The sequence below is a fragment of the Acidovorax sp. LjRoot118 genome, from assembly GCF_964253575.1.
GTDB lineage: Bacteria > Pseudomonadota > Gammaproteobacteria > Burkholderiales > Burkholderiaceae_C > Acidovorax.
This window is the reverse complement of record NZ_CAXURB020000001.1, coordinates 5,044,682-5,061,680: the sequence shown is the minus strand read 5'-3', so window position 1 is coordinate 5,061,680 and position 16,999 is coordinate 5,044,682. Positions and strand designations below refer to the sequence as shown.

General features: G+C 67.7%; 14 protein-coding genes. 13 read left to right on the top strand and 1 reads right to left on the bottom strand.

Features of this window, described 5'->3' with window-relative positions:
* Positions 1 to 131: 131 nt before the first annotated feature.
* The 11 genes from ubiE to nudB all read left to right on the top strand — a co-directional run bounded on the left by ubiE (position 132) and on the right by nudB (position 12,993).
* Positions 132 to 863 carry a bifunctional demethylmenaquinone methyltransferase/2-methoxy-6-polyprenyl-1,4-benzoquinol methylase UbiE gene (gene ubiE, locus ACSQ9E_RS23800; protein ID WP_057204914.1) on the top strand — a complete coding sequence of 244 codons (732 nt, stop codon included), beginning with the start codon at positions 132 to 134 and terminating at the stop codon, positions 861 to 863.
* 36 nt (positions 864 to 899) lie between these two features.
* Entirely contained in the window at positions 900 to 1,946 is a 1,047-nt protein-coding gene (locus tag ACSQ9E_RS23795) for a Tim44 domain-containing protein (protein WP_057204912.1), read from the top strand.
* Between the two features lie 75 nt (positions 1,947 to 2,021).
* Positions 2,022 to 2,654, top strand: coding sequence for a ubiquinone biosynthesis accessory factor UbiJ (locus ACSQ9E_RS23790; protein WP_057204909.1), 633 nt, complete (start codon positions 2,022 to 2,024; stop codon positions 2,652 to 2,654).
* Positions 2,651 to 4,234, top strand: a complete 1,584-nt coding sequence (gene ubiB, locus ACSQ9E_RS23785; RefSeq protein WP_436219364.1) for a ubiquinone biosynthesis regulatory protein kinase UbiB — start codon at positions 2,651 to 2,653, stop codon at positions 4,232 to 4,234. Before ACSQ9E_RS23790 ends, ubiB begins: the two co-directional genes overlap by 4 nt.
* Positions 4,235 to 4,275: 41 nt before the next feature.
* Positions 4,276 to 5,721, top strand: coding sequence for a sodium:solute symporter family protein (locus tag ACSQ9E_RS23780; protein ID WP_428002385.1), 1,446 nt, complete (start codon positions 4,276 to 4,278; stop codon positions 5,719 to 5,721).
* A gap of 119 nt (positions 5,722 to 5,840) precedes the next feature.
* Positions 5,841 to 6,188: an FmdB family zinc ribbon protein gene (locus tag ACSQ9E_RS23775; RefSeq protein WP_057265287.1), complete on the top strand. Its 348-nt coding sequence runs from the start codon at positions 5,841 to 5,843 to the stop codon at positions 6,186 to 6,188.
* A gap of 10 nt (positions 6,189 to 6,198) precedes the next feature.
* Positions 6,199 to 6,822, top strand: a complete 624-nt coding sequence (locus tag ACSQ9E_RS23770; protein ID WP_057204902.1) for a DUF502 domain-containing protein — start codon at positions 6,199 to 6,201, stop codon at positions 6,820 to 6,822.
* A gap of 44 nt (positions 6,823 to 6,866) precedes the next feature.
* Positions 6,867 to 8,681 carry an aspartate--tRNA ligase gene (gene aspS / locus ACSQ9E_RS23765; RefSeq protein WP_436219363.1) on the top strand — a complete coding sequence of 605 codons (1,815 nt, stop codon included), beginning with the start codon at positions 6,867 to 6,869 and terminating at the stop codon, positions 8,679 to 8,681.
* A 133-nt stretch (positions 8,682 to 8,814) separates the two neighbouring features.
* Positions 8,815 to 9,621 (top strand): curli production assembly/transport component CsgG, encoded by an 807-nt coding sequence (locus tag ACSQ9E_RS23760; protein ID WP_436219362.1) that lies wholly within the window; start codon positions 8,815 to 8,817, stop codon positions 9,619 to 9,621.
* 223 nt (positions 9,622 to 9,844) lie between these two features.
* A complete protein-coding gene (locus tag ACSQ9E_RS23755) occupies positions 9,845 to 12,508 on the top strand; it encodes a chemotaxis protein CheW (RefSeq protein WP_436219361.1) in 2,664 nt (887 codons plus the stop codon).
* A complete protein-coding gene (gene nudB / locus ACSQ9E_RS23750) occupies positions 12,505 to 12,993 on the top strand; it encodes a dihydroneopterin triphosphate diphosphatase (protein ID WP_436219360.1) in 489 nt (162 codons plus the stop codon). The genes ACSQ9E_RS23755 and nudB overlap by 4 nt, the downstream gene beginning before the upstream one ends.
* Here the strand turns inward: nudB and ACSQ9E_RS23745 are convergent.
* On the bottom strand, positions 12,968 to 13,873 hold the full coding sequence (locus ACSQ9E_RS23745; RefSeq protein WP_057205221.1) for a LysR family transcriptional regulator: 906 nt from the start codon (positions 13,871 to 13,873) through the stop codon (positions 12,968 to 12,970). The genes nudB and ACSQ9E_RS23745 overlap by 26 nt on opposite strands.
* A 126-nt stretch (positions 13,874 to 13,999) precedes the next feature.
* Between ACSQ9E_RS23745 and ACSQ9E_RS23740 the strand changes: the two genes are divergently transcribed.
* Entirely contained in the window at positions 14,000 to 15,475 is a 1,476-nt protein-coding gene (locus ACSQ9E_RS23740; protein ID WP_436219359.1) for an FAD-binding oxidoreductase, read from the top strand.
* Between the two features lie 31 nt (positions 15,476 to 15,506).
* Positions 15,507 to 16,982, top strand: a complete 1,476-nt coding sequence (locus tag ACSQ9E_RS23735) for an aldehyde dehydrogenase family protein (protein ID WP_436219358.1) — start codon at positions 15,507 to 15,509, stop codon at positions 16,980 to 16,982.
* Positions 16,983 to 16,999 lie beyond the last annotated feature (17 nt).

Sequence of the window (16,999 nt, the reverse complement as noted above, 5' to 3'; positions counted from 1 at the left end):
AACCCGGTACGCATGGACAGGCTTCGCCTGCCTTTTGATGTTGCCGTCTTCAAAACCCTTGCGGCAGATGCCCCGTTTCAGTGCGGGGTTGTCGCTGTACCTTGGGCGCCCACGCGCCTAGCATGAATCCCATGAGCACCACCCATTTCGGTTTCCAGTCCGTCGACGAGCAGGAAAAAGCGCGCCACGTGCGCGGTGTGTTCGATTCCGTCGCCTCCAAGTACGACGTCATGAACGACCTCATGTCGGCGGGCCTGCACCGCGCCTGGAAGGCCTACACCGTGATGGTGGCCAACCTGCGCGAGGGCAGCCAGGTGCTGGACATTGCGGGCGGCACGGGCGACCTGGCCCTGGCGTTTTCGAAGAAGGTCGGCAGCACCGGCCGCGTGGTGCACACCGACATCAACGAGGCCATGCTGCGCACCGGGCGCGACCGCCTGATCGACGCGGGCGTGGTGCTGCCCACCCTGGTCTGCGATGCCGAAAAGCTGCCGTTTCCCGATACCCAGTTCGACGTGGTGAGCGTGGCGTTTGGTTTGCGCAACATGACGCACAAGGATGTTGCGCTCAAGGAAATGTGCCGCGTGCTCAAGCCCGGCGGCAAGCTCCTGGTGCTCGAATTCTCCAAGGTGGCCAAGCCGCTCACCAAGGCCTACGACTGGTACTCCTTCAAGGTGCTGCCGCAACTGGGCAAGCTGGTGGCTGGCGATGACTCGAGCTACCGCTACCTGGCCGAGTCCATTCGCATGCACCCGGGCCAGGAAGAGCTCAAAAGCCTCATGCAGCAAACTGGCTTTGGGCATGTGGACTATCACAACATGACTGGCGGCATAGTGGCCTTGCATGTTGGAATCAAGTGCTGAGCAGCAAAGTTCAGCCGTATACAAGATGGAGATGACATGATGAAACTGTGGTCTGTGGTTCTGGTGGCAATGCTGGCGTTCGCGCATGCGGATGCCGACGCCCGTCGCCTGGGTGGCGGCAACTCCGTGGGCAAGCAGTCCAGCAACGTGACGCAGCGCGAATCTGCGGCACCCGGCGGCCCCGCGCAAAACGCCAACAGTGCGGCCAGGCCAGCCGCGCCCGCTGCCGCGCCTGCCGCTGCAGCCCCCAAGAAGCCCTGGGGTGCCATGCTCGGTGGCCTGGCTGCGGGCCTGGGCCTGGCCTGGCTGGCCAGCTCGCTGGGCCTGGGCGCAGGCTTCGGCAACATCCTGATGATCCTGCTGCTGGCCGTCGCGGCCTTCGCCATCTTCAAGATGGTCATGCGCTCGCGCAACGGTGCTGGCAACCAGGGTGGTGCAGCGGCTGGTGGTTCGCCCTTCGCCTTCCAGGGTGCCGGTGCAGCCACGCCGGCTGCGGCCCAGGTGCCTGCGCAGTACAGCCCCAACAATGTCGGCAACGATGCATCGGCCCGTCCCTGGGAGCGCAACAGCATGGCCTTTGATGCAGCACGCGCCCAAGCCGGCGCCACCGGCGCGGGCACGGTGATCGGCTCCGGACTGACCGGCGCTGCAGCAGGTGCGGCCGGCTCGGCTTTGTCGGGTTCGCAGAACTGGGGTGTGCCCGAGGGCTTCGATACGCCCGGTTTCCTGGCTGCAGCCAAGCGCAACTTCGTGACCTTGCAGGCCGCGTGGGACCGCTCGGACATCACCACCCTGCGCTCCATGATGACCGATAGCATGCTCGAGGAGATCCGCTCGCAGCTGGCCGAGCGCGAGACGCACCGCGGTGCCGAGCCCAACCACACCGACGTGGTGATGATCGACGCGCAACTGCTGGGCATCGAGGAGCTGGACGATGGCTACATGGCCAGCGTGGAGTTCTCGGGCATGATCCGCGAAGAGCCCTCGGCAGGCCCGAGCCCCTTCCGCGAAGTGTGGAACATGACCAAGTCCCGCAGTGGCGCCAGCGGCTGGCTCGTGGCCGGCGTGCAGGCCCTGCAGTGAGCACGGCTTTGTAAATCACCCCGGATCGGTCCAAAACCCATGTTTTGGGCCGAGTTCAGGGAATAATCGGGGACTATGGCAACACAGTCCCCTTTTTCGTTCCTGGATGGCCTCTTTGAACGGCTGGCCGCCGGCCCGCAACCGCCGCAATGGCTCGTGCACGAGGTGCAGCAGCGGCTGGTGCTGTTCCTGAACCATGTGCTCATGCAGGAGAAGGAAGCCATGGACCGCCTGGTGCGCCAGCGCGGGCGCGTGGCACGCGTGCAGTGGCGCGCGTTCTCCATGGCGCTGGTGATCACACCGGCCGGCCTGCTGAACCTGGCCGCCGAAGGCGCCACGCCCGACCTGCAGCTCGAAGTGACCGAGACCTCGCCCCTGGCGCTGGCCCAGGTGGCGCTGCGCGGCGACAAGCCCGCCATCCGCATCGAGGGCGACGTGCAGCTGGCGGCCGAGATCAACTGGCTGGTGGACAACGTGCGCTGGGACCTGGAGGAGGACCTCTCGCGCGTGGTGGGTGATGCGCCTGCGCACACCATCAGCGAAGTGGCCCGCAAGGCCGCGCAGGCGCTGCGCCAGTTCGTGGGCTCGCGCGTGCCCCCAGCCGATGGCAGCGCCACCGCCGCCCCGTACCCGGCGCCTGCGGCCCATGTGCCCCCAGCCCCGGCAGGCAGCAGCAACAGCCCTGGCGCTGACCGGACCGGTCCATGAAGCGTTTTCTCCGGGGTGTGGCCATCCTCTGGGTGGTGTTCCGCTATGGGCTGGACGGGCTGGTGCTCGACAGTTTCCAGAAGCCGTGGCTGCGCCTGGTGTCCCGCGTCGTCTCCATCGGGCGCAACCTGGATGCCCCGCGTGGCCGGCGCCTGCGCGAGGCGCTGGAGCGCCTGGGCCCCATCTTCGTCAAGTTCGGCCAGGTACTGTCCACCCGCCGCGACCTGCTGCCGGCGGACATCGCCGACGAGCTGGCGCTGCTGCAAGACCGCGTGCCGCCGTTCCATTCCGACATCGCCATTGCCACCATCGAGCGCGCCTTCCGCCGCCCGGTGGACGAGGTCTTCACCTTTTTCGACCGCACACCGGTGGCCAGTGCCTCCATCGCCCAGGTGCACTTTGCCACGCTGCGCGACCGCCACGGCATCGAACGCGAAGTGGCCGTGAAGGTGCTGCGCCCGGGCATGCTGCCGGTGATCGAAAAAGACCTGGCGCTGATGCGCATGATGGCCGGCTGGGTGGAGAGCCTCTCTGCCGACGGCAAGCGCCTGAAGCCCCGCGAGGTGGTCGCCGAGTTCGACAACTACCTGCACGACGAGCTGGACCTGGTGCGCGAAGCGGCCAATGCGGCGCAGCTGCGGCGCAACATGTCGGGCCTGGACCTGGTGCTGATCCCCGAGATCTTCTGGGACTTCTGCCATGCCGAGGTGATGGTGATGCAGCGCATGAACGGCGTGCCCATCAACCAGATCGAGCGGCTGCGCGATGCGGGGGTGGACATCCCCAAGCTGGCGCGCGACGGCGTCACCATCTTCTTCACCCAGGTCTTCCGCGACGGCTTCTTCCACGCCGACATGCACCCTGGCAACATCCAGGTGAGCCTGGATGCAGCCACCTTCGGGCGCTACATCTCTCTGGACTTCGGCATCGTGGGCACGCTCACCGAGTTCGACAAGGAGTACCTGGCGCAGAACTTCACGGCCTTCTTCCGGCGCGACTACAAGCGTGTGGCCGAGCTGCACATCGAGAGCGGCTGGGTGCCGCCCGACACGCGGGTGAACGACCTCGAATCGGCGATCCGCACCGTCTGCGAGCCCTACTTCGACCGGCCGCTCAAGGAGATTTCACTGGGCATGGTGCTGATGCGCCTGTTCCAGACCTCGCGCCGCTTTCACGTCGAGATCCAGCCGCAACTGGTGCTGCTGCAAAAGACGCTGCTCAACATCGAGGGCCTGGGCCGCCAGCTCGACCCGGAACTGGACCTGTGGAGCACCGCCAAGCCCTTTCTTGAAAAATGGATGCTCGATCAGATGGGGCCGCAGCGCCTGTGGCGCGAAATCCAGGCCGAGGGGCCGCACTTTGCCAAAATGCTGCCCGAGCTGCCGCGCCTGCTGCACGACTACCTGCGCCACAAGCCCCAGGACCATCGGCGTGAACTGCTGGAGCTGATGGCGGAGCAAAAGCGCACCAACCGCCTGCTGCACGCCATCATCTACACGGGCGCAGGCTTCGTGCTGGGCTTGCTGGCCCTGGTGCTGGTACAGCAGTTGCAAGTGCTTTTCCGCTTCCGGATTTTTTAGGTTCCACTTCCCCACCCCTTCGCGACATCGAGGAGCATGCCGTGCTGTTGACCCTGGTCATTGTCTATCTGTTGATCACCATCGCCATCGGCCTCGTGGCGGCCCGGCGCGTGAAGAACGCGGCGGATTTCGCCATTGCCGGGCGGCACCTGCCGCTGTACATGATCATCACCACCACGTTCGCCACGTGGTTCGGCTCGGAAACGGTGCTGGGCATCCCGGCCAAGTTCATCGAGGGGGGGCTCGGGAACGTGGTCGAAGACCCCTTCGGCGCGGGCTTCTGCCTGATCCTGGTGGGCCTGTTCTTCGCGGGCAAGCTCTACCGCATGACGCTGCTCACCATCAGCGACTACTACCGCGAGCGCTATGGCCGCCTGGTGGAAGTCGTCTGCTCGCTGATCATCATGCTCAGTTACCTGGGCTGGGTCTCGGCGCAGGTCACGGCGCTGGGGCTGGTGTTCAACCTGCTGTCGGGTGACGCTATCAGCATCCCCATGGGCATGACCATCGGCGTGGTGTCCATCCTGGCCTACACGCTGTTCGGCGGCATGTGGTCGGTGGCGGTCACGGACTTCATCCAGATGATCATCCTGGTGGTCGGGCTGGCCATCATCGCGGTGTTCGCGGGCAACATGGCCGGCGGGGCCGACAAGGTGATCGAGTTCGCCTCGAACCGCGAACTGTTTCGCTTCCTGCCCGAGCCCAAGTTCCACGACGTGGTGTTCTTCATCGCGGCGGGCCTCACCATGATGTTCGGCTCCATTCCGCAGCAGGACGTGTTCCAGCGCGTGATGTCGGCCAACAACGTCAAAGCCGCCACGCGCGGCCCGGTCATCGGCGGCATCTGCTACATCCTGTTCGCCTTCGTGCCCATGTTCCTGGTGGCCAGCGCGCTGATCATCATGCCCGGCGAGACGGCGGCGCTGCTCAAGGAAGACCCGCAGAAGGTGCTGCCCACGCTGGTGATGGCCAAGATGCCCTTCATCATGCAGGTGCTGTTCTTCGGCGCGCTGCTCTCGGCGCTCAAGTCCACCGCCTCGGCCACCCTGCTGGCGCCCAGCGTCACCTTCACCGAGAACATCTGGCGCCAGTTCCGCCCCACGATGACGGACAAGGAACACCTGCGCACCATGCGCATCACCACCCTGGTGTTCAGCGGCTGCGTGCTGGCCTATGCGATCCGCATGCAGGGCACGTCCATCTACGAGCTGGTCTCGGGTGCCTACCAGGTGCCGCTGGTGGGGGCTTTCGTGCCGCTGGTGGCGGGCCTGTACTGGAAGCGCGCCACCACGCAGGGCGCCGTCTTCGCCATCGTGCTGGGCATGGGCGTCTGGCTGCTGCTGCTCAACACCCCCTGGGGTGAAGCGTTCCCGGCCCAGCTCGCCGGCCTGCTGGCCGCCGTCGTGGGCATGCTGCTCGGTTCGCTGCTGCCGCAACTGCTGGCCAACCGCCACGCCGGGCACCACCGCGTGGTGGGCGTGGAATAAGCCGGCGCAGGCGGGCCAAAGCCCCCGCAGACCCCGCATGCACGGGGAGAAGTGGGGTGCGCCGGCCTGCACGCCTATAATTGAAGGTTTTGCACTTTGCCTTCAACGACACGCCCGACATGCCTATCTACGCCTACAAATGCAGTTCCTGTGGCCATGCCAAGGACGTGCTGCAAAAACTCTCCGACGCACCACTCTCGGTGTGCCCGGCGTGCGGCGCCGAGGCGTTCTCCAAGCAGGTCACCGCTGCGGGCTTCCAGCTCAAGGGTTCAGGCTGGTACGTGACGGATTTTCGCGGTGGAAACACAGCCGGCGCGCCTGCGGCGGCACCCGCTGCCGATGCCAAGGGCGGCGATGCCCCCGCAGCGGCGCCAGCGGCCGCCAGCACGGACGCCGCCTCCAAGAAGGAATCCACCCCTCCTGCCAGCGCTCCTAGCGCCAGCACGGGCTCTACCTCCAAAACCTGAGTCTCAGCGGATGCCTTCCTTGCGCAAATGGTTGTTCACCGGTCTGCTGGTCATCGTGCCCGGTGTCATCACCGCGTGGGTGCTGCACTGGATCGTCAGCACGCTGGACCAGACCCTGCAGATCCTGCCGGAGAACTGGCACCCGGACAAGGTGCTGGGTGTGCACGTGCCGGGCTTCGGCGTGGTGCTGACCCTGGTGATCCTGCTGGTGGTGGGCGCGGTGGCCAGCAATTTTGCCGGCCGCAAGCTGGTGCAGTGGGGCGATGCCCTGGTGCACCGCATCCCGGTGGTGCGCTCGATCTACTCCAGTGTCAAGCAGGTCTCCGACACCCTGTTCGCCGAAAATGGCAACGCGTTCCGCAAGGCGGTGCTGGTGCAGTGGCCGCGTGAAGGCGTCTGGACGGTGGCCTTCGTCACCGGTGCGCCCAATGGCGAGATTGCGGCCTACCTGCGCGATGAATTCGTGAGCGTGTACGTGCCCACCACCCCGAACCCCACGGGCGGCTATTTCGTGATGCTGCGCAAGAGCGACTGCGTCGAGCTCGACATGAGCGTGGACTCGGCGCTCAAGTACATTGTTTCGATGGGCGTGGTGGCCCCGGTCGACCCGACCATCCAGCTGCCTCCCAAGTAACCCTTTCTCTCTCAATGCGCCCGAGGGGCGCCGGAAGTTCTGCCATGGCCATGCGTTCCCACTATTGCGGTCTTGTGACCGAAGCCCTGTTGGGCCAAACCGTCACCCTGTCTGGCTGGGTGAACCGCCGCCGTGACCACGGTGGTGTGATCTTCATCGACCTGCGCGACCGCGAAGGCTATGTGCAGGTGGTGTGCGACCCGGACCGCGCCGAGATGTTCAAGATCGCCGAAGACGTGCGCAACGAGTTCTGCGTGCAGGTCAAGGGCGTCGTGCGGGCCCGTCCTGGCGGCACCACCAACGACAAGCTCAAGACCGGCCAGATCGAAGTGCTGTGCCACGAACTGAACGTGCTCAACCCCTCGGTCACGCCTCCGTTCCAGATCGACGAGGAAAACCTCAGCGAAACCACGCGCCTCACGCACCGCGTGCTGGACCTGCGCCGCCCCTACATGCAGAACAACCTGATGCTGCGCTACCGGGTGACCATGGAGGTGCGCAAGTTCCTCGACGCCAACGGCTTCGTGGACATCGAGACCCCCATGCTCACCAAGAGCACGCCCGAAGGCGCGCGCGACTACCTGGTGCCAAGCCGCGTGCACGATGGCCACTTCTTTGCGCTGCCCCAGTCGCCCCAGCTGTTCAAGCAACTGCTGATGGTGGCCGGCTTCGACCGCTACTACCAGATCACCAAGTGCTTTCGCGACGAAGACCTGCGTGCCGACCGCCAGCCTGAGTTCACCCAGATCGATATCGAAACCTCGTTCATGGAAGAGCAGGACATCCGCGACATGTTCCAGGGCATGATCAAGACGGTGTTCCAGAACACGCTGGGCGTGGACCTGGGCGAGTTCCCGGTCATGACCTACCAAGACGCGGCCTACCGCTTCGGCTCGGACAAGCCTGACCTGCGCGTGAAGCTCGAATTCACCGACCTGACCGACGCCATGAAGGACGTGGACTTCAAGGTCTTCTCCGGTGCGGCCAACATGAAGGGCGGCCGCGTGGTCGCCCTGCGCGTGCCCGGCGGTGCCAAGGAAGGCACGGGCCTGTCGCGCGGCGAAATCGACGCCTACACCGAGTTCGTCAAGATCTACGGCGCCAAGGGCCTGGCCTGGGTCAAGGTCAACGACCTGTCCAAGGGCCGTGATGGCCTGCAAAGCCCCATCGTCAAGAACATCCACGATGCTGCGATCACAGAAGTCCTCAAGCGCACGGGCGCGCAGGACGGCGACCTGATCTTCTTCGGTGCCGACAAGGAAAAGATCGTCAACGACGCCATTGGCGCCCTGCGCATCAAGGTCGGCCACAGCGAGTTCGGCAAGAAGAACGGCCTGTTCGAAGACCGCTGGGCCCCGCTGTGGGTGGTGGACTTCCCGATGTTCGAGTTCGACGAGGACAACCAGCGCTGGAACTCGGTGCACCACCCCTTCACCAGCCCCAAGGATGGCCACGAGGACTGGATGGTCACGGCGCCCGAGAAGTGCATCTCCAAGGGCTACGACATGGTGCTCAACGGCTGGGAAATGGGTGGCGGCTCGGTCCGTATCCACCGCGCCGACGTGCAGCAGAAGGTGTTCGACGCCCTGAAGATCAGCCCCGAGGAAGCCCAGGAGAAGTTCGGCTTCCTGCTGGACGCGCTGCAGTACGGCGCGCCCCCGCACGGCGGCCTGGCCTTCGGCCTGGACCGCATCGTGACGCTGATGACTGGCGCCGAGTCGATCCGCGACGTGATCGCCTTCCCCAAGACCCAGCGTGCCCAGTGCCTGCTCACGCAGGCCCCGTCGCCCGTGGACGAAAAGCAGCTGCGCGAGCTGCACATCCGCCTGCGCAACGTGGACGCCGTCAAGGCGGCCTGAGCCGGGTCCACCCCGTCACTCCCATGACTGGGTATCTCTGACAAGAAGCGGTAGCGGCCATTGGCCGGTGCCGCTTTTTTCATGGCCCATGCCTACCGTGTCTTCCCCCTTTCGAATCGAGTCGAGGTTCCCCATGCGCTCTTCCGTGAAAGCCCCCCTGGCCCTGCTGCTCGTGGCCCTGCTGCTGGCCGGCTGCGGTGAAAAGAAGACCGAACTGGGCCAGGGCGGCTCGGTCGTGTCCGGCTCCGCCGGGCCTGCGGGCGCCAAGGATGCCGCCAAGGAGCTCACGCAGTGCACCCAGCCCGTGGCCACGCTGGCCCTGGCTGAGAACCCCAACGGCTACACCGTCTCCAGCAGTTACCAGCTGCCGGCATCGCCCGTGCCGCTGATCCGCCTGATCGCCCAGCAAAGCGGCTGCTTTCGCATCGTCGACCGGGCGGCCGGCCTGCGCGGCACGGTGCAGGAGCAGGAGCTCAAGGACGCGGGCATCCTGCGCAAGAACTCCACCGTGGCCAAGGGCAAGGGCTACGAGGCGCAGTACACGCTGACGCCGAGCCTGACCTTCAGCGAGCAGGACGCGGGCCGCAGCATCGCCGGTGTGATCGCCATGATCCCCGTGCTGCGCGACATCGCAGGCCTGGTGGGGCTGGCCGAGCAGGTCAAGTTCAAGGAGGCGCAGACCGCGCTCCTGCTCACCGACAACGAGACCACCGAGCAGGTGGCCGCCGCCACTGGCGCCGCGCGCACCACCGACCTGGGCGCGGCGGGCCTGCTCTGGGGGCGCATGGGCGGGGCCGGCGGCGCGGGCTGGAGCAACACCAACGAAGGCAAGGTCATCGCCGCCGCCTTCCTTGATGCACACAACAAGCTCGTGACCCAGGTACAGCAGCTGCAGGCCAAGGAACTGCCGCCACCCGTGGCGGCCAAGTCAAAGCCCTGACCTCGGGCCCAGGGGCCTGTTGACGATCTATCCGGTCCCCGGACAGGTCGTCTTGGCGTGCCCCGAAGCAAGGTCTCGCCGCATGCTGCGGAGTCCTTGCCGTCAGCCTTGCGCCAAGCTGGGCAATATATTTGCAAAAGGCATGCAATATGCTAGTTGGAGGGTAGCAGGCCCCGCCGCACAATGCAGCGTCACCGGGCCCATCGCGCAAAGGACTTTTCCCGTGCAATCCTCCCCGAATTCCTCCGAACAGTGGCTGCGCTACATGCCGTCCGCCCAGCACCAGCGCCAGGAGCTTCGCCTGGTCGAAACCGCCTGGGACCAGCTCTCGCTGCTTTCTTCGCTGTCGCTGCTGTCGTCCAAGGCCTCATCGGGCGGTGACCTGGCCCAGGCGCGCAGGGACTTCGCGGCCCTCTCCAGCGACCTGATGCAGGGACTGGTCAGCGAGGCCCTGAAAAACCGCACCGAAGACCTGGCCGCCCGCGCCCAGGTGTGCATCGACGTGCTGGTGCGCAACCTGTTCGAGCGCACGGCCGACATCGGCTTCTTTGCCACCGACGTGGGTGTGGCCGAGTACCTCGCCGACCCGGACCCGTCGCTGCGCCCGCTGATCGAGGCGCGCCTGGCCGAGTACGCCAGCAAGTACACGGTCTACGGCAACATCTTCCTTTTCGACACCGACCTGCAGCCCTGTGCCAGCCTGCGTGCCGTGAACCCGGTGGGCGGGCTCGACCAGGTGGATGCCGACGCCGCCTTCCTGCGTTCGGTGCTGCAAAGCGATGCGGGCTATGTCGAGCACCACGCCGTGCATGGCTTTTGCGGCACCGGTGCCGAAACCCTGGTCTATGCCCGGCGTGTGCACTCGGGCGGGCGCATCGTGGGCCTGCTGTGCCTGGAATTCAAGCTGGCTGACGAGATGCCGGCCATCTTCGACTCGGTGCAGCAAGAGGATGCACAGGGCACCCTGCAAGGCAGTGATGTGGTGCTGGCCCTGGTCGATGCTTCGGGGCGCGTGCTCGTGTCGGGCGACCCGCTGCAGCTGCCTGCCGGCTGGCTATTGCCCCAGGCGGGCAGCGCTGGGGTGCATGCGGTGCGCCATGCCAGCCGGCGCTACCTGATGGCCGTGCGCGATACCCAGGGCTTCCAGGGCTACCAGGGGCCGGGCTGGCGCGGCGTGGCGCTGCTGCCGCTGGATATCGCTTTCGACGAGGCCTCGCACGACGAGCGCAGTGCGCTGGCCAACGAGCTGTCGGGCCAGGCACAGCTGCTGTCGCAGGAACTGCGCGAGATTCCGCGGCGCTCGGCCGCCATCCAGTCGGCGCTGGAGCGCTCGGTCTGGAATGGGCTGCTGGAGCTCAACCAGATCGGCGATGCGGGTGATGGCGGTGGCCGGGATGCAGCGGCCCCGCGCGAGCTGTTGTTTGCCAAGACCCTGCTGTCCGAGATCGGTGCCACCGCGCGCAAGACCGCGCAGGCCTTTGCCAGTGCCCTGCAAGACCTCTACAGCGTGGTGCTGCGCTCCCTGCTGCGCGATGCCCAGGGCCGCGCCGCACTGGCCATGCAGATCCTGGACCGCAACTTCTACGAGCGGGCCAACGACTGCCGCTGGTGGGCGCTCACGCCGCAGTTCGCCCGCACCCTCGCCGCAGGCACCCAGGGCTGCAGCCAGGCCACGGCGGTGCTGGCGGAGATCAACAGCCTGTACACGGTGTATGCCTGCCTGGTGCTGTTCGGCACCGATGGCCGGGTCGTCGCCGTCTCGCAACCGGGGCAGGCCCACCAGGTGGGCACCCGGCTGGAGGAGGACTGGGCGCAGCGCTGCCTGCGCCTGCAGGGTAGCCAGGCCTACACCGTGAGCCGCTACGAGGCCAGCCGCTTCTACGCCGAGGGTCCCACCTTCGTGTATGCCGCAGCCGTGCGGGCCGATGTCGGCGACGGGATGGGGCGCAGTGCGGGTGGACCGGTGCTCGGCGGCATCGCCATCGTCTGGGATGCTGCCAACCAGCTCCAGTCCATCCTGGATGACTGCGCCGTGGGCACGGGCGCGCGAGACATGCTGGCCTTCGTCGATGCGCAGGACCGCCTGGTGCGCGCCAGCGGTGATGTGGCGGTTCTGCAGGCACCCGAGGCCATCGCCACCAGCCGACAGGGCGGACGCACGGCTGCGCTCGGCGGCCATCTGTACGGCATGGGCCAGGCGCGCGGCCAGGGCTACCGCGAGTTCCGCACCAGCGATGGCTACGACCATGGCCTGGGCTGCCTGGTGCTGCGCCACCTGTGCGAGCGCCGCCTGGCAACCCCTCCCGCGCCCATGGTCGATGCGCATGCGGGCGCTGCACGGGTGGAGGCCGGCCACCGCGTGCAGATGGCGACCTTCCTGATCGGCTCCCACTGGCTGGGGGTCGAGGCGGCCCAGGTCGTCACGGCCGCCCCTGACGTGGCGGTGCTCCATGGCGGGGGATCGCGCGTTCCTTTCCTGGGGCTCGCGCAGATCGGCGAGCGTGTCTACTCCGTGGTGGATCTGCGCAGCGTGGTGGCAGCGGGGCCGGGCGATGCGCCCGTGCTGCGTGCGGCCGACCCCAACCGCCAGATGGTGCTGGTGCGTGTGCCGCTGGAAGGCGGCGGCACGCGCGAGTTCGTCCTGCGCGTCGATGCACTGGGCGCCATGCTCGACCTGGACCGGCGTGCGCTGCGCCCCGTGGGCATGGCCGCCGGGCCTGCGGGCACTGCGTTGATCGATGCCGTGATCCCGGTCCCCACCGCCGGCGGCAAACAGGCCCCCGGCTTGCTGTGCCGCATCTCCCCGCAGTGGCTGCTGCAGTGCGCCCTGGGCGCGCTGGCCGAAGGCCCTGCGCACGACGTCGACGCGCTCGTGGCTGCGGCATGAGTGGCCAGGAGGCCGGGGAGCGGCCTTTCAAGCTGCCGCAGTCCGTGCTGGTCGTGGTGCACACGCCAGCCCTCGACATCCTGCTCATCCGTCGTGCGGACGGGGGTGAGCACTGGCAGTCCGTCACCGGCAGCAAGGACCGCGAGGACGAACCCTGGGAAGCGACCGCCGCGCGCGAGGTGCAGGAGGAAACCGGCATCGACGTGCGGGCCAGCGGCTGCGTGCTGAGCGACTGGCTGCTGGAGAACGTCTACGACATCTGGCCCCAGTGGCGCCATCGCTATGCGCCAGGCGTGGTACTCAACCGTGAACGTGTCTTCGGTCTGTGCGTGCCTGCAGGCACGCCCGTGGTGCTGAGCCCGCGCGAGCACGTTGCCTGGCAGTGGCTGCCCTGGCGCGATGCGGCGGACCGCTGCTTTTCTGCCAGCAACGCCGAGGCCTGCCTGCTGCTTCCCCGCTTCAGCGGCGCTGGGGCAGCACCTTGACCAGGTGCTCCGCAAAGCCCTCGGCCGCCGGGGACGTGGCGCGCTGCGTGGGGCTGTACAGGCACACGTAGCGCATGGCCTCGGGCGCCAGGATGCGCCGGCGCACCAGCCCGAGCGGCTTGGCCAGTGCGCCCACGTAGTCGGGTGCCAGCGTGGCGGCCACGTCGGCGGCGGCCAGGCCCAGCGCGGTGGAGATGTTGTCCACGATCTCCACCGGCGTCACGCGCTGTTCGCTGGGCAGGCCGGTGTGCATCTGCGCCACGCTGCGCTCGTGGTCGCGTCCGGCGGCCACCAGCGGGTGGGCATGCAGCTGCTGCCAGGTCACGCTGCGCTGGCGCGCCAGCGGGTGCGTGGGGGCGCACCACAGCACCCACGGGCTCTGAAACAGCTGCGTGCGCGCCACGTCGTCGCCGCAGGCCCGGTCCGGGCCCAGGGCCAGGTCGGCATCGCCGCTGGCGACCGCATCCACCAGTTTTTCCACCGGCACGTCGCGGATGTGGATGCGCACCTTGGGGCGCTCCTGCAGGTAGGCCTTGATGGCCTGGGGCAGGATCACGCTGGCCACGACCAGGGGCGCCGCAATGCGCACGATGCCCGCCGCGCGGTTGCGCACGTCGCTGGCGGCCGATTGCGCCATGCGCAGGTGCTTGAGCACCGACTCGGCCGAGCCCAGGAACTCGCGCCCGGCGCTGGTGATGGCCACGCGGCGCGTGCTGCGCTCGAAGAGCTTGAAGCCGAGCGCATCCTCCAGCTCGCCCACGAGCTGGCTCACGGCCGAGGGCGTGAGCGCCAGCCGGTCCGCCGTGGCCGTGAAGCTGCGCATCTCGGCCACGGTGACAAAGGCTTCGAGCTGGCGCGGCGTGAAGTGGGGCAGGGAGATGGCCATGGCCATTCATTAGACCATCTTCACAATCCATAAGAAAGCATTGATTGTGGTCCGCAAGGTCGCTGCAGATACTTCGCGGCAAGGCGCAGAACGCGCCAGCAACGAGACAAGCAACACCCGATGTTCTCCGCCCCCACCGCAAGCACCCTGGCCTCCCTGCGCGCCGCCTATGCCGGCCGCCTGTGGACCGAGCCTGCGGACACCGCACCGTTCCTGACCGACTGGCGCGGCAAGTGGAGCGGCCCGGCCCTGGCCGTCGCACAGCCGGCGGACACGGCCGAGGTGGCGCAACTGCTCGCCTGGTGCCATGCGCACGGCGTGCCCGTGGTACCGCAGGGCGGCAACACGGGGCTGTCGGGCGGGTCGGTCCCCGAGGCAGCAGGCCAGCCACTGCCACTGCTGCTGTCCCTGACCCGCCTGAACCGCGTGCGCCATGTCGATGCGCTGAACAACACCCTGGTGGTGGAGGCCGGCGCCACGCTGCAGCAAGTACAGGACGCTGCGCGCGCAGCCGGGCGCCTGTTTCCGCTGAGCCTGGCGGCCGAGGGCTCGTGCACCATCGGCGGCAACCTGGCCACCAACGCCGGCGGCGTGCAGGTGCTGCGCTACGGCAATGCGCGCGAGCTGTGCCTGGGGCTCGAAGTGGTGACGCCCGAAGGCGAAGTCTGGAACGGCCTGCGCACCCTTCGCAAGGACAACACCGGCTACGACCTGCGCGACCTGTACATCGGCTCCGAGGGCACGCTGGGCGTCATCACCGCTGCCGTGCTCAAGCTCTTCCCGCTGCCTTCGGCCCAGATGGTGGCGCTGGTGGCCGTGCCCTCGCCGGGCGATGCCCTGCAACTGCTGGCGCTGGCCCAGCAGCGCCAGGGCGCATCGCTCACCGCGTTCGAACTGCTGTCGGACACCTGCATGGCGCTGGTGCTGCACCATGTGCCGGGCAGCCGGCGCCCGCTGGCCGAGGCATCGCCCTGGTACGTGCTGCTGGAGATTTCTGTCACGGGAGCCGAGGCGGGTGCCCAGGCCCACGCGGCGCAGGCCATGGAAGATCTGCTGGAGGTAGCGATGGAGCAGGGTTTCGTGCTGGACGCGGCCCTGTCCACCACGCTTGCGCAGTTCGAGGCCCTTTGGGCGCTGCGCGAGAACATCTCCGAGGCGCAGGGCGCCGAGGGCCCGGCCATCAAGCACGACATCGCGCTGCCCATCTCGCGCGTGCCCGAGTTCATCGCCGGCACCGATGCCCTGGTGGGCGCTGCCTTCCCGCAGGTGCGCCAGGTCACCTTCGGCCACCTGGGCGACGGCAACCTGCATTACAACGCGTCGCCCGCCGCCGGCCCGCTGGATGCCGCCGCCAAGGCCGCCTTCCTGGCGCTCGAAGGCCCGTTGAACCGGCTGGTGCACGACGCCGTCCACGCCCTGGGTGGCTCCATCAGCGGCGAGCACGGCCTGGGCGTGCTGCGGCGTGATGAATCGGCGCGCTACAAGGCGCCGCTGGAGCTGCGCCTGATGCAGCGCATCAAGGCTGCGCTGGACCCCGCCGGCCTGATGAACCCGGCCAAGCTGCTGCCCGAAACCCCTGTGGCCCATCGCCCCTGATGGCCTTGTCATCCCCCTGGAGAAACGCCCTGTGAGCACCGACACGCTGAACGTCGCCGGCATCGCCGTATCGCCCCACCACTACATCGACGGCCAGCGCGTGGCGTCGGACCTGCGCTTCGACCTGCACTCGCCCATCGACCAGGCGCTGCTGGGCCGCATCAGCGAGGGTTCGCCCGCGCATGTGGATGCCGCCGTCACTGCCGCAGCGCGCGCCTTCCCGGCGTGGAGTGCGCTCACGGCCGCCGAGCGCAAGCCCTACCTCGACCGCTTCGCGGCCGAGATCGGCCAGCGCGCCGAGGCCTTCTGCACGCTCGAATCCAACGACGCCGGCGTGCTGCTTTCGCGCATGAAGCACGGCGTGGTGCCGCGCGCCATGCTCAACATCACGTGGTTCGCCGAGCATGCGCTGACCCTGCAGGACCGGCCCATCGAGACCGAGCAGGCCTCCCACCTCGTGCGCCACGACCCGGCCGGCGTGGTGGCCATCATCACGCCGTGGAACGCGCCGCTGATGCTCGCCACCTGGAAGCTCGGCCCGGCGCTGGCCGCGGGCAACTGCGTCATCGTCAAGCCGCCGGAATGGGCGCCGCTGACCAGCAGCCTGCTGGCCGACTGTGCGCACGCCGCCGGGCTGCCGCCCGGGGTGTTCAACATCGTGCAGGGCGCGGGTGCCAGCACCGGTGCGCGCCTGGTCAGCGACCCGCGCCTGGCACGCATCTCGTTCACCGGCTCGGTGCCCACGGCCAAGTGGATCGCGCAGTCCGCTGGCGCCAACCTCGTGCCCTGCAGCCTGGAGCTGGGGGGCAAGTCGGCCTTCATCGTGCTGGAAGATGCCGACATCGACAACGCCGCCGCCACCGGCGCGCTGATGTACCGCAACGCCGGCCAGGTGTGCCTGGCGGGCACACGCTTCCTGGTGCACCGCAAGGTGCACGACGCCTTCGTGACCGCGCTGCGCGGCTATGTCGAAAAGCTCACCGTGGGCGACCCGCGCGAGGCGGCCACCGAGGTCGGCCCTATCATCCACCCGCGCCAGGTCGAGCGTGTGCACGGCTTCGTGCAGCGTGCCGTGGCCGATGGCGCCACGCTGCTCTGGGGCGGTGCGCACCATGCCTTCGGCGCGCAGTACTACCAGCCCACGCTGCTTGCCGGTGTGCGCCAGGACAGCGAGATCGTGCAGAACGAGGTCTTCGGCCCGGTGCTCACCCTGCAAAGCTTCGACGGCGACGAGGAGGCCATTGCCCTGGCCAACGGCACGGACTACGGCCTGGGCGGTGTCTGCTACGGCGAAACCGAGCACGCCAGCGCCGTGGCGCAGCAGGTGCGCACCGGCTTCATCTGGGTCAACAGCTTCGGCATCCGCGACCTGGCAGCGCCCTTCGGCGGCATCAAGCGCAGCGGCGTGGGCCGCGAGGGAGGGGACTGGAGCTTCGAGTTCTTCTGCGACGTCAAGGATGTCGTCATCTCCAAGAAGCCCTTCCGCGCCAGCTTCAGCCACCGTTGAGCACTACCTACACACAG